This window comes from Pelotalea chapellei (assembly GCF_018531195.1).
In the GTDB taxonomy this organism is placed as follows: Bacteria; Desulfobacterota; Desulfuromonadia; order Geobacterales; family Pseudopelobacteraceae; genus Pelotalea; species Pelotalea chapellei.
In genome coordinates, this window is the sequence record NZ_JAHDYS010000010.1 from 114,775 (window position 1) to 129,991 (window position 15,217).

Sequence of the window (15,217 nt, forward strand, 5' to 3'; positions counted from 1 at the left end):
GTGGGATGGGATTGACCAGTTTTTTGGCACCGGAATTGCTCTAATGAGTTTTAGGTCTTCTAATAATATCGAGTATTAGGCTGCCAGGATTATAATAGCTTCTTAATATCAAATGTTTATGTAATGGTCATTGTTTGGCGTGTTTTAATGATGTTTTTGGTGGGACAGTTATTTGACGCAGCTTGTGACGTTCTCAGTTGATCTGGCAGGTTTCTGACTGAATTGTTTTGGGCTTGTGTTTCTTTAACATCCAAAAAAATGGCAATGTTTTTTAGATTGGGGGCAGTCATGGTAGGAAAGATCAGGACAGGGCAGGGCAACATATTCATCTGCATGCTGCTTGCGCTAATGGCGCTGTCTTTGCTTGATGCAACCGCCCAGGCCGGAACCATTACCTCCTGCTCGGGTTGTCACGGCATGCCTCCCGTTGATGCCACATACAGAAACATCAGTACTGGCGGCATTGTTGGTAATCACCTGAAACATCTGGCTTCCCCCGCCGATCCTGCAGGTTGTACCAAATGCCATAATAATTCAGGATATCTTTCAAGTCACCGTGACGGCGTAATTCAGCTGGCATCGAATGTAAATTTATCTCCGGCTCCTGGCGGCGGTCAGTATAAGGTAGCTGGTAATGCAGTCACTTTCCGCAACCAGACCTCCATTCCAATTCTTGGCACCTGCGCCAATGTCAATTGCCATTTTGAAGCTGCAACACCCCAATGGGGCAGTGCTGCATTTAATTCCCCGGCAGATTGCAACAAATGCCATGGCGTACCGCCGAGCGGTGGAGCTGCCGGAGCTGCAGGCAGCCACGCCAAGCATGAACTTTACTACTCAGGCGTCAGCAATTGCCAGAAATGTCATTCAAACAATACGACTTTCCAACATGCCACCAGTGCCGGAAAACGCAATCTGAACATCAGTTTTGCTGCTGCCCCGAATAATGGAGAGGGCGCATATTCCGGCGCTCTGAACGATTACCTTCCGAGTCAGAATCCCACTGGAACAGCAGGATTCGGTACCTGCACGGCAACTTACTGCCATAGCCCCGGTGACAAGGCCAGTGCTTTTAATCCACCGGTGGTTGTACCAACCTGGGGTACGCCGCTGCCTGCCAATTGCACCGGCTGTCACAAGGCTGACGCTGCTTCCGGAAACATAATTGCCAGTGGCAGCCATACCAGGCATGTCACCGGTTTCTACTCGTTTAAATGCTCCCGCTGCCACGCTGCTACAGTCAACGGCAGCATGGCGATTACTGATTCTGCCAGCCATGTCAATGGCAAGGTCAATATCAAGTTCAACAGTCTCACCACCGCTGTAAACGGCATTTACGCTACACAGGCCACACCCTTCGCCAAAGATCCCGGCACTGCCAAAGGCCAATGCAACAATGTCTACTGTCATTCCAACGGCCAGAATGATGGCGGAATTGGAATAACCTACAAAACACCCACCTGGGGTGGGGCAAACTCCCGTTGCGGCACATGCCATGATGTGAATGCAACCCATAACTTCAGCGGGTCGGAGATTGGCACCGGCAGTCACACCAAGCACCTGGCGATGTCGGCGTATTCCGGCCCCGCGCAATGCATCACCTGTCATGACGTGGGACGTGACGTGGCTCCTACAGAAGCTTTCAGTTCAGGCTGCACCAACACCTGCCACAATGCATACTCCAAGCATGTTGATGGCAAGATTGATATCGTTTTCCCCGCAAAATTCGGTGCCACAGCCCAGTACAACGGTTCAGCCATTCCCGGCACCGGCTACAACAGCTGCTCCAATGTTTCCTGTCACTACAATACCACCACCCCCACATGGGGTACAGGCACCCCCATCAACTGCGTCGGCTGTCATTCCCTCGCGATTTTAATGGCTAGCGGCGCCCATGCCAAACACATCAGCAACACCGTTATCCCGACTATGTACAACTACACGGCCAACAGATCCACCGCTGGCGAGTACAACTTCGGCTGTTCAAACTGTCATCCCCTTACCGTTGCCAGTCACATGAACGGCACCGTCAATGTTACCTTAAACAAGGACGAGCCCGGAAAAGGTACGCTTCGCTCTAAAAACAATGCTACGACCGCTGGAATCAATACTGTCAACAGTGGCATTACCGGCATCTCCAAGACCAACATCGTCTGTTCCGCTTCCTACTGCCACAGTAACGGCAATACCGCCAACCTGATCTATGCCACCACCCCCAACTGGTACGGCACAGGATTCCCGGCTGGCTCCGACCGCTGCGCCAATTGCCACGGCAATGCACCTAACTCGACTATCGCTGGGTCCAAGGCCCACTATAACAATCGCTTCCTCGGTTTCACCAGCACTCCTGGTGGACACCAGATCGGCATCCATGCCATGAACATCTACAGCAGTCCGAGCGGGCTTGCCAAGGCCGGCACAAGCGGCAGAAGCTCTCACGGCAATGCAGCAAACGCGACCACCATCAGCTGCAATACCTGCCATTTTGCGACCATAACCACTGGCCGCAACGACGACAACGCTGTCTGCAAGGTCTGCCACTTTGCCGGCAATACGGTCGGTGCCCTGGCTGGAAATTCTGCGGTCATTGCTGACAAGTCAAAACATGTCAATGGTCTGGTGAATGTGGCCTTCAACCCGGTTGCGATCAAATCCAAAGCCCAGATGCGCCAGGCAACTTTTGCAACAGCACCGTACAGCAGTGTATGGAAACGTAACGTGGGTTACAAAGTTTCCGGATCGTACGATTCTGCCAAAACCACTCTCAATACAGCAACCATGTGGGATGGTACCGATAATGTTAAGACCTGTTCAAACGTGGCTTGCCATAACGGTCAGACCGTCAAGTGGAGTGACAATAACGGAGTCACTACCTGCGTCAGCTGTCATACCTCGCTGTAAAAAGTACCTTGGTTGATCACCCTCCATTCTCAGCCGGTGAGAATGGAGGGGAATAAAAAATAAAATAAAAATGCACTTTCTTTTAACTGCATGAGGGAATCATATGGGAACCAAACTCGCTAAAAAACTCAGCGGTATGAGCCTGCAGACAAAGATAGGCATCGTTTTCATGCTTGTCGTGGCCAGTTTTTTCTATCAGGGCATTCTTAAGCCACTGATCGGCGATACGGCGACCAAGACCTATTATTTCACCACCTCTGCTGCCGTGAATGTGGGAACGGATGGAACCACTTCCACCGCTGCTACCCTTGGCGGCAAGATCTCCATGGGTACCGGGGTCTATGCTACTTCCCGGTCCGTGTCCGCCAACACTGCCCTTACTACAGAGCAGAGAATGATCAGTGCCTACGGCCCTGTCTACAGCGCTGCCAACGGCACACAGACCCTTACCGCGCCGGCTGTTACCATCGGTGTGCGCGATCGTAGCGGTAGAGGTAACAATGTCTATTGGAAGGCTTATGTCTATGATTACAATCCGACTGTAGCTCCTGGAACCATCAGCAATGTGGGTGCTGCCAACAACGCCACCCTGCTTTGGGCCTCCGATGAAAAGGAAGAGCACGGTACGGTACAGACTCCGCTGGAGTTAACATTTACAAATCCCGTACCGAAGGATGTTGTCGCTGGTCACCGCCTCAAGGTGGTCATTACCTGTCGAATGGCCGTTGCCGGTTCATCGCCTCGCTTGTATTGGGGAAACAGCACTAACTACTCGTTCTTTACGGTGACTGAGGCGAATTACGTCGCAGACTCCATGACCGTCACCAATCTGTCCGACTACTATGGCGGCCAACTCACCACGGTTACCCAGGGCGACAGTAATATACCGATGCTCCAGTTTTCCCTCTATTCCAATAAAAGCGGTGGTGCTTCCTGGACCGGCGGCCTTATCGATAAAATCGGAACCAACACCAGCGTTTATCAAAGTACCGACGATACCGGCGATGCCTCCTTTTCGATCTACCTGGACGCGGATGGTGATGGATTATTTGAAAACACCGACACCCTGGTCGGTGGCCCCTATACTTTCGGCCCGACCGGCTTCGCCAACCCCACCCAGTCCTACACCCTGACGACGCCACAAACTATCGACATGACGCCGAAACGCTACTTCGTGGTTTACAATATCAGCAAATATGCCACCTATAACACCACGGTCGGGATGCGCATCGCCAGCAACAGCTATTTTACGGCACCCCTGGCGACCGGCGGTATCACCAACGTCACCAGTACCTCTTCATCCACCCCTAATATCCAGTTCGGCGGCACCGCAGTTACCAAGAACTATCCCGCTGACTGGGACAAGGGCTTTTCCCTGACAGGTATCAAAGAAACCGGCGGACCGGCTGCCACCGACTCCGACTGCATTGTCAGAAACACAAATGTCAGCCCGGGCGAATTGCCTCTTCCCCTGGTGGGCATGCTCAATTATCCGGCTCACAGTTGCACCAGCGTTGCCGGCCAGGGCTATACCAATAATACCGGTAGTGCCCAGGCTGATTTTGTCAGGCTTTATTTTGGCGGCACCGGCTTCCCGTCAATCATGAAAACCATCAAGGGGGGCTCGTTTGTCTATCGGGTCTACACCCCTGTCGGCGGCGGCACCGCTACTCTGCAACTTTTCTATGTAACCAGCGCCGGGGTGCGTGTCAATGCGCCGATAAGCTCTAAATATATCACCGGCAATTCGGTCAGCCAGACCGTCACCACCTCACTGGCTGGACAGAATTTCAGCAATGTGCCGGCCGGCGCCCGGCTCGGCATCCAGATTGGTGTCACCAGTGGCATGCGAATCGGCCTTGGCAAAGCCAACGGAACCATTGGCAGCAGCGCCGGCTCTTTCCTGTCGGTGCAGGAGACCGCTGCGGAGAATGAAAACGTGGATGTGGCCAATGGCACTACCATTGGCAATGTCAACGTATATGCAACCGATACCAATAAAGTTATTAACAGCTTCTCCCTGACCGCATCCAAGGCCAAGGTAGTCACATCGATCACCGTCAAGGGCAGCGCCATGTTTAACAGCACCAACGTCAAGGCGGTCAGGATCTATTCCGACAGCGCCAGCGTCGGTACTCTCGGTGTGCGTGATGCCACCGATACCTTGATCGGGTCAACCAGTACAATCACCGGCAACAGCGCCACGATATCCACCGGAAGTCTTGCTGTTACAGCCAAAGTGACACGCTACCTGGTGGAAGTTGATATCGGCGACACCCCCAACACCAATGTGGTTCTCACCGCTCTGGTCAGCGACCTGACGGTCCAGACACTTGGCGCTCTCGGCGAAAACAGTGACAGTGCCTCGGGCAGCCTGACGATCCTGCCGACGACCACCCTCAGCAATGGCACCGCCGAACCGGCCGCACAGATCATCCCCTGGAACGCCGCTGCAACCAAAGTGGATGCCTTTAATCTTAAAACCAATGGCGGCGTCAACGACACCATGACCAGCGTAACGGTCACCCTGACAACCGCCAGCTCCCTGCCTGCCGGAAAGGTTATCTCAGACTACGTGGGACGGGTGGATATCGTCACTGGTGCCGGTGCATCGCTGGGGCACCTGACCGCGCCCACCATGAATGACAACTGGCAGGTGCCTACGGTCGGCCTGGCAGCAACCACCACAGGAACAGATTACTATGTCGCTATCACTCCCAAGGGAAATCAGAACATAACTTTTACGGTCAAGGCTTTCGTAACCGCTGTGGCGCATTCCAGGCTTACCAACCGGCTGCTGTTGAGCGACCCCACCAGTGCCACCATCACCCTGGATCAGCTGCCGCCGACTGAGCCCTCCCTGACCGCTGTTACCGGTGCCTATGGCGCTGACGTCGATCTTGCGCAGATCAACCTGAGCTGGACCGGTTCCACTGACGCAAGCGGCAGTGGCGTAACCTATAAACTTGTGCGCGGTCTGGGTAATGCGCCTCCCCCCCGCAACTGCGTGACAGATGGCTTCAAGTCCATTCTGGTCTACCAGGGCAGTGCGCTTTCATACATCAATAAAGGTTTGGATGAAGGTGTCTCCTACGGTTACAGGGTCTGTGCAATCGACTCGGTGAACAACATCACTGCCGGTTCAGCCAAAAACACCACGGCCAGCATCAAAAACCGCTGCTCTGAATTGCCTGAACTCACCATCGATCCGATGGCCTCCTATGTCAAAGCCGGCAATTCAGTGGCAATGACGGTAGGTGTCGTCAACAAGGATACCGGTGTTTGTCCGGCGACAACCTTCACGCTTTCCATAATGGGAAGTAACGCTGACGACAGCAACCTGTCGCCCGGTACCTTTACGGGAAATAACTTCATTATTGATACCAACAGAGCCTCCGCTTACACCACGCTCAATTTCACGGCGAAACCCGGGGCGGTTGAAGGGGCAATGAAGAGCGTCCATGTCAAGGTCACCAAAAGCACCGGCGGCGAAACCCAGTGCCCTGATCCGGTCTATGTCAAAGTCAGCAAATACGGTAAAATGATGCACAGCAGCATGCAGATCGGTACCGCCAGGTATGGTTCCTGGGGATTGGATTATGAGTGCAGTACCTGCCACACACCGAATTCGCCCAACATCAAACAGGTTAAAAATGTAATTGATACTCCTAACGGCAACCGTCCGGTAGCTTTCTCGACTGTTTCCACGGCTTCAGGTGCCAGTGTGCCGGGTGTGTACGGCAATGACAAACGCCTTGGGACGGTTAGTTCCAACGTCTGCGAAGTCTGCCACCATAACGCCAGATACCATCAGTACAGCACTTCCAAGATTGCCTGGAAGGATCATAACAATAATACCAACTGCATGAAGTGCCACCCCCATAGTATCGGCTTCAAATCACAGGGAACGGCCGGATCATGCGACGACTGCCATGGCAATCCCCCCACGACCGAAGCCATGCTGGTAGTGCCGCCTACAAATGTTCTCTTTCCCTATGCCACCAATGCCGGATCACATGCAAAGCACAATGCGCGCCAGCTGAACTGCAAAGCCTGCCACAGCAACGGCAACCACATCGACTCTGCCTCGCCGGTGGGTGATAAAAAACTGAACATGGGGTTCAAGGTCAATAACACCAATTTCACCGGTTTTGTGGGCAACTTCAGCTCCGGCACACTGCGGGCTTTGCCCCCGGGTAATAATTTCGCCTGGCAAAAAGCTGCGGGACTTGATCTCCAGCAGGCTCCCAACACGATCATGACCTGCAATGTCTATTGTCATGGTTGGGAAGGTGGCGGCGGCTATAACAACGAACCGGCCTGGACCGGTATTACACAGGTCGGCTGCGGCTCCTGCCATAACGCCGCCGGCGACGTGCCGCCAACATCCGGCAGCCACCACAAGCACGCCAGCACGGAGCCAGGATTTGGTAACGGCATCGCCTGCAGCAAATGTCATGGTTTCCGCAACTATTCAACCAGCTCAGCTCATATCAACGGTAACGTGGAATGGGATCTTTCGACCCTCCCGCCTGTAAGTGCCGGTCTGGCGCGTTACAAGGGCTCCGACACCGGAAGCACTGGTAACCGTGCGCCTGCTGACACCAGCAGCTATGGGACGTGCACCAACCTGTATTGTCACAGTAACGTACAGACCTATAACGGCGCCACCAAGACCAATGGTCCTGCAACCATTTTCAATCCTACTCCCAAATGGGGTGGAACCACCAACTGCGGCAGCTGTCACGCCGAACCGAATACAACCGGCAGCCATACACTGCATGTGGCCACCGGAGGAATAGACTTTGACTGCCGGATCTGCCATTCAAACGGCGGTGACGCCAATCCGCTGAATCATGCCAATGGGCAGATCAACCTGGCATTCTCCGGCCTGGGTGAAAATACCCACTACTCCTACAGCTCCGCCAAAACGCCCGGCAGCGCAGGTTACGGAACCTGCTACAACAGCAACTGTCACGGATCGAGAAGGCCGAAAAATTCAGCCGATCCAACGGCTCTTGTCTGGGGAACAGGCACAGCAACCCCGCTTTGCGACAAGTGCCACACCACCAAACCTTCGGCTGCAGGCTTTTACGGCACTGCCGGACCTGCCAGCAGTACATCGAAAACCGATTTGTACGTGGGAGCACACTTCCAGCACATAACTTCCATGCCGTACAAATATTCAGGCAAGATAGACTGCTCCGGCTGTCATCTCAAACCGACCGGACCCTACACCCCCGGCCATATCGACTCGGCCCTGCCTGCCGAACTCAACTTCAACGATCTTGCTAAAAGCGGTGTCCAGAACGGCTACACCAGCGCCGCCCATCAGCCGGGTTACAACTACGGAACCAGGCAGTGCAACAATGTCTGGTGCCACGGCGCCGGTATGAACTCCAACGAAGGTACCGGACCGTACGGATCGGTCGGACCGACCAAGGACGGCGGCACCCTTGGCTCGCCTGCCCCTGCTATCTGGAATTCTCCATTCCTGACCGGTGTTGGTACCAACGACTGCGTCAAGTGTCATGCTTTCCCGCCGCCAGCGCTTGAATCGGGCTACACCCACTGGGATGAGGATAACAACAGGCCGTATATCGCCAACCAGTGCGTCCTCTGTCACAAGCATGTGGATAACACCGGCTACGGTTTTACTAACCCTGTCAAGCATGTCAACGGTGTGGTCGACAGCTGCAACGTCTGCCACGGACGTCCGCCGATCAATGAAGCAAGCCTCGTAGTGCCTGCTGTCGGTGCTCTACGGAACGAGAATTCCGTGGGCGCCCACCTGGGCCACTCGATCAATCCGAACATAGGCAATAAGTGCGATGTCTGTCACTACAACTATTCCCAGGAAATGCCGAGCTACAAGATGGAAATCGGCTTCAACGCCTTTGGCGGCAGAGTCAGCCGGGGCACATTCTACGGATATTCAACGCTTGCAGCCAATTATCCGCCGAACAACACCAATCTGGTATATTTCTCAACCCGCTCAAGCACCACCGTGCGGCGGACCCTCAACAAGGATCTGGTCAATACCTGTGCAAACCTGTACTGCCACGGTGGCGGCACCGGTACCCTGGCCGTGCTGGGTGGCGGCACCAATATCAAGCCCAACTGGGAAGCAGGCTCTACCCAGGCTGAGTGCGGTTCCTGCCACGGCGTGAACGGCACCACATACCGGGCCCGGAAGTCACACGGCGCCCATGTCGGCACCGGCTTCGGCGAGCCGAATTTGGCCTGCGCCAATTGCCACGGCATCAAGACAAACAACTACCATGTCAACGGTAAGGTGGAGTGGGAGTTCTATACCACCGCCAAGCGTCTCAACCAGACCGCCGGTTACAGCGGAACCGGTTACAAGCCGGCTGGTGCCTCGTCATTCACGAACAGCGGCGATACCGGTAAACTGGCCCCCAGCACCGCCTACGGCACCTGCCAGGTTTACTGCCACAGCGATATTTATGACAAAACATTTAAAGTACCAACCTGGGGCGGGGCTGCCATGACCTGCGACAGTTGCCACAGGAACCAGACTTCTGCCGGACGCTTCACCGGCAACCACCAGAAACATGCTGCCAGTTCCGATAACGGAGGATTCGGCATCGAGTGCACGATCTGCCACTACGGCTCGGGCTCAGGCAATCCGCTACATGTCAATGGCACGGTCGATATCATCTTCAATCCCGGAATAGTCGGTGCGTCGGGAGTGTATGTGCCGGGAGCAACCGAGGGCACCGGTACCTGTAAAAACATCCTTTGCCACGTCTCCGACGTTTCATCAGGACCAACCTGGGGCACAACCGATGGCAACTATACTAACGGAACCTACAAACCGACCTGTATCGGCTGCCACAGCGGCGAACTCAACACCCGTGAAGCCATTATCCCGCAGTTTGCCGGGGAATCGCACCATGTTCAGGGTGTAACCATCAGTAACAGCTACTGCTACCCGTGCCATATGGAGGCCAACGCTGATGGTACAACAAACGCTACCTATCATGACCGGACTGCCAACAAAACGGTTGATCTGGTTATCTGGGGTGCCGGTGCCCGCGGTGCTGTATTCACCAAATACACGGCCAACGGCAGTGCTAGCCGCAAGCGGACTGAATACGCCAAGATCAACAATGTCTGCATCGGGTGCCATAGAACCCGCAATGACGCAACCACGCCTTTCAGCACTATCGGCGACAACAGTACTCCCAAGAAGTATGCCTGGGATGCCGCCAGTATCTATAATCGTTACAGTTCAGGTACCACCCTTGGTACTGACACCACTCCCTGGGGCAAGGTCACCGGTAACAACACCGTCGGAAAATCTATGGACAAGGCTTACTCGGCCCATGGCAAGGCAACTATCAATGAGCGCGGCTGGACCATGACCGCCGACACCTTCAGTAGCAACGTTGCCACGAGCAATGTGCTCTGCTTCGATTGCCACAACTCCCACGGTACCGACGCCAGCGGCATCATGAGCAGCTACTCCAGCGCAACCGGCCGCTACAAAGGTGGTATCCTCAAGTCCACCACCGCAGGACTCGGCGGCTACAGCGCCGACTATGTACCGGTTGAAGGGGGCAGCTCGGCAGCCCCTGACAACAATGCCTACAACCCTGGTGCGGCGCTCTGCTTCAACTGCCACAACAACAAAACTGCTAATACAGACATACCATGGGGCTATAACAGTACTTTCGGGTTTAGTCAGGCCATCTACGGCTACAACGACAAGCCTTTCTTCGGCAACTATTCGACGTTTGCCTCGACTGTCACCAGTCAGTACAAGAAGAACAACCCTGACAACAAAGGTGGGCATTTCGGTCCTTCGTCTCCCTTGACCACCGCGGTTTCCAGCCGTAACTTCGCAAACGGTCAGCATGACAAGCCATACAGTGTAGGCACTTCTTCACCCATCAACGGCCTCTGTACTCCCTGCCACGATCCGCATGGCGTCAGCAGGAACACCACCTATGTGAGCACCAGAGCCTTCGGAGTACCGCTGCTCAAGGGCACATGGGTCACCTCGCCCTACAAGCAGGATGTGGCCCCGGCCAACACCAACGAAGCCCGCGGCGGCGGTAGACGAAAAGGAGCCATCAGCGTAGGAAGTACACCCAAGTACAACATCGATCAGAACACCATGGGGACGGCTGCCGGCAGCACTGCCTGGACCTTCCCCGGCACGCCAACTACCCAGCAGAGCACTACCGATACCCAGTTCGCCGGCCTCTGCACCGGTTGCCACGCCAAGGCGGCGATCAACAGCGCGGCGAATGCTACGGCCGCCAACTGGAAGACCGTCGGCAGGATTCATAACACAGTCAAGGGGTGGGCCACCGCCACGGGCGGCAATGCCAACAACAGCAAGCACGCCTTCACCTGTTCCAAGTGTCATGCACCGCACAACTCGCGACTGCCGCGCCTCTCGGTCACCAATTGCCTGGATGCCAAGCACCGCGGTCGGGTCGCCTCGGGTGGCAATACCGCCAACAACGGCACCAATGCCGCCGCCGGCAATACCCAGAGCAACGGTTCCTCGGGTGCTGGTGCCGGTCGCTTCCCCATGGGTGGCGGTGGTACCGGTTCGCAACCACTCGGTACCGCTGGCCAGTGGTTCTTCGGCAAAGAGGTGGAAAGCACCACCATCGGCAGCACGACCCAGACCCTCTGCCACCAGTCGACAACCGCAGGTGGTGCAACCTACAACACCTATACGTCACAGAAGTGGAACAAGAAGACCCAGTGGTAAGAGTATTGTCCTGGAGGCGGAATCGCACTCCAGGGAAAGGAGATTAACGCATGAAAAAGCGAAGTTATAGCAAGCCACGGATCGTTGGTTCGGCAGATGTTCATCCCTGCTGATTCTTGACACGACACAAACAACAAAGGTGAGGCCGGATTGCGGGCCTCACCTTTGTTGTTTGTGGGTATGAAGAACAATGAATGTCGTGCGGTTCACTTGAAATTTAACGGGAGTAGCTGACTACCCCCTTACTGTATTACCCTTGGTCCGTTTTGGTGGATATGCACTGAACATGCTGACGACAGTCGGATTCTTGCGCATTACAGCTGATAATTCCTTGAGTCCCTCACGGTCGCAAAAACTCAGGGCCGCATAAATGGCGCGGGCCGTCTCGTCGTTAACAACCTCCGCATACCTGTTTCTCTCCAGACCTTCGATGGCTTTGGCAAGGGAGGCCATTGCAGCCTTCTTATCCCCGAGAGTCAGGTACGTCTCGGTAATCAGAAAGCCAGTCGGGAAAGAGCCGTTGACGGCTTCATCCTTTTCGTACACGGCAATGGCCTCTCTCACCCGTCCCATCTGGCGCAGGCAGTGGCCGTACTGGAACAGTCCGTTGGCCATGCCGGGATTGGCGGCGATGCCGGCGAGGTAAAACTTTTCTGCAATGGCGTAACTCCCCCCGCTGTAATGGTAGGTTCCGATGTAGGGCAGAAGAGTGCAGTAACGCCTGTCCGCGATGCAACTTTCCTGAGCGGCCCGGAAGGCGTTATCCGTTTCATTCCTAAGTGTGTGTGCAAGAGCCTTGTAGGCCTTGAGCGAGGCGGCCGGATATCTGACTGTCCAGGTTTCCAGGAGCGCAAGCATCGCCGCCGTGTCCGTGCCGCGATAATCGTTGTCTATTTGCTGGAGCAGAGTGAGCAGTTCAGAGGATTGCTCATCGATCAGTCCCGGCCTTTCAAGGATCATCCCGATCGTGTCACCAACCCAGCGCAGGTGAGGCGGCAGATAGTCGCCATTGACGGAGTAGGAGACAACGGCGTCACGTATCCGGTACTTTTTGGCATACAAGGCCGTGAACAACTCGTGGAGCGACGGCAGGTAGCTCTTCTCGTGCACGGTTGAGTAGGGGGGAAAGAAGTCAGCGTCAATGCTTAACAGCAGCGGAGAGCTGATCTCGGGAAGTGATCTGATATCACAGATCGTCAGAGGAACGCCATGGAAGGTGCCGTGGAACTGCCGGTCACTCCGTGAAAAGGACTTTATCTCTTCCTGATTGAAGCCATATTCATCCAGAAACCGGTGCATTTTGGAATCAGGATTTTCCATTGACAGCACCTCAAAGGGAATAACCCAGTAAACCTCGCGAAACATGCCTAGACGCCCGCCCGCATAGATCCAGTTGCCGATATGGTAGAGGCCGTTGTCCCCCAGGCCACCCGCCCCCCTGAGACGCTGCCAATCTTGGTTCACGTAGATATCGCGCAATGCGTCCACTTTTTTTTCATGTATCCAGCGCATGTCGTCGTGGGTGTCGATATTGATAAGCACGGCATCGCGTATCCCTTTTTCCGCCCAGTGGATCAGGGCCTCACAATGATCTTCCACCATGAGGGGGGATTTGATTGGATCTTTGCCGAGGATTGGCAGGGACGAGCGGCATCCAGGAAGTTGGGTCAGGGCGAGCAGTTGCAGGGAAATGAGGATAAATTCGCGGCGGGATAATGGCAGGTTCATGGTGTTTTGGTACCTTCTTAACGGTTATGTCATTTCCTTTAGACCTGATATCAGGGACCCAGCGGATAGCACTTGCCGCCAGCCTCGGTTAGATGATACTTTTCATTAATATTACAGTAATTCATTCGGCCACGACCATTTTTTTATGAACCATACGTGAAGAATATTTTTTGAAGGCGCTGAACATCTTCAGTGAATACCGATCTATGAACCCGATTCTGTTGAACATTTTCAAACGGCGCATTTGCCTGAGTGCCCTGCTGGTGCTTTTCTTTGTCCAGTCATTCACCAGTCTTGTTGGCAAGTCGGCCACCTATGATGAAATACTCTACTTCGGCATAGGTAAATATCTGCTGCTCAATCAGAAATGGGACGTGATGGGTTCCATTGTCCATCCGCCGCTGACCTATTACCTCAACAGCCTTCCGCTTCTGTTCGTTGATGAAGATCCCCGGTTGTGGGAGTACGACAAAAATACCAAGCGAGACCTGATATTCCTCGGTGCTTCCGATGTACTCCGGGGGCAGGGTATCCTCATGTCCCCGGAGAACCGCGACGATCGGATCCTGATTCTGTCGCGCCTGATGACGCTGCTGGTTGGCGTCCTGCTGGGCTTCTACGTGTACCGCTTTGCCAGGGATTTGTACGGTGAGTGGGGCGGTATGCTGTCGCTGTTCCTCTTTACTTTTTGTCCAAACATGCTCGCACTGTCCGGCAATGCCGTGCCGGACATCCCCCTGACCGCCTTCAGCTTTATCTTCATCTACTACCTGCGGAAATGCCTGCGGGACAGCACATACCGCAACATCCTCCTTGCCGGAACGTATCTCGGCTTGGCCTTGCTGACCAAATTCCCTGCTCTGCTGCTCCTGCCGGTCGGCGGCCTGCTCTGCCTTGCTGTTGCCTGGACCGAGCGGCGGCCCTTTGTGAAGCCGGCCCTGATCATCTGTGCGGTGGCATTCCTGCTGCTCTTTGCAGGTTACGGTTTTCAGATCACTCCCTTTCTGCAGGGGCTGGAGTACCGCAACGCCCAGATCGGCAGGGGGCATCTGTCGTTTCTGGCGGGTGAGTATTCGGTTCATGGCTGGTGGTACTACTACCCGGTCGCTTTTTTGCTGAAAACGCCGCTGGCCTTTATCGTGCTGTTGTGCACCGCCCTGGTGATGCTGGCCCGGGCACGGGGAGCTGCACTGCGCGATTCCCTGTTTCTGATCGTGCCGGCAGCGGCAGTGCTCCTGGTGTTCTGTGTCTCTTCCTATTCAGTGGCGCTCAGATATATCCTGCCGGTGTACCCGTTCCTGTTTGTCCTGGCAGGAAGCCTGGTCGTTTACGGAAAAAAGTTCAAGGTGCTGATCGTGCTGATGGCGTTATGGTACATTAGTGCCTCGCTGCAGATTGCGCCCCATTACCTGGCCTATTTCAATGAGCTTGCCGGTGGGCCGGACAAGGGATACCGCTACCTGGTGGACGGCAACCTGGACTGGGGACAGGACCTGAAGGGCCTGAAGAAGTTCATGGACAACAACGGGATCAAGCGGATCAGCCTGAGCTACTTTGGCGCCGATGCGCCCAGTCGCCACGGCATCGACTACGACTGGCTCCCCAGCTATCATCTGGAGGATCTGCATCCGGAACGTTCGGCACCCGCTCCCGAGGATCAACCGATTGCAGTCAGTGCCACAAATCTGCAGGGAACCTATCTTCAGCCAAACGATCAGTACGCCTGGCTGAGGGACATACAGCCGGTTGCCAAGATCGGCTACAGCATCTTTATCTATGACCTTTCCGGCACGAAGAGCTACAAGGCCAATTCCAAATATTGAACGGCGTGGGTGG

Annotated in this window: 4 protein-coding genes; 3 read left to right on the forward strand and 1 reads right to left on the reverse strand. The window is 54.8% G+C overall.

Annotated elements, in window-relative coordinates:
- The first annotated feature begins 288 nt into the window (after positions 1-288).
- Both KJB30_RS11915 and KJB30_RS11920 read left to right on the forward strand, forming a co-directional pair.
- The gene (locus KJB30_RS11915) at positions 289-2,901 is read left to right on the forward strand and encodes a CxxxxCH/CxxCH domain c-type cytochrome (protein ID WP_214299534.1); all 2,613 of its coding nucleotides are present in this window, start codon (positions 289-291) and stop codon (positions 2,899-2,901) included.
- Positions 2,902-3,004: 103 nt separating this feature from the next.
- Positions 3,005-11,653: a CxxxxCH/CxxCH domain c-type cytochrome gene (locus tag KJB30_RS11920; RefSeq protein WP_214299536.1), complete on the forward strand. Its 8,649-nt coding sequence runs from the start codon at positions 3,005-3,007 to the stop codon at positions 11,651-11,653.
- A 234-nt stretch (positions 11,654-11,887) separates the two neighbouring features.
- Here the strand turns inward: KJB30_RS11920 and KJB30_RS11925 are convergent, their stop codons facing one another.
- Positions 11,888-13,381: a hypothetical protein gene (locus KJB30_RS11925; protein ID WP_214299543.1), complete on the reverse strand. Its 1,494-nt coding sequence runs from the start codon at positions 13,379-13,381 to the stop codon at positions 11,888-11,890.
- Between the two features lie 206 nt (positions 13,382-13,587).
- Here KJB30_RS11925 and KJB30_RS11930 point away from each other — a divergent pair, with 206 nt between their 5' ends.
- Positions 13,588-15,204, forward strand: coding sequence for an ArnT family glycosyltransferase (locus KJB30_RS11930; RefSeq protein ID WP_214299545.1), 1,617 nt, complete (start codon positions 13,588-13,590; stop codon positions 15,202-15,204).
- Positions 15,205-15,217: the final 13 nt, after the last annotated feature.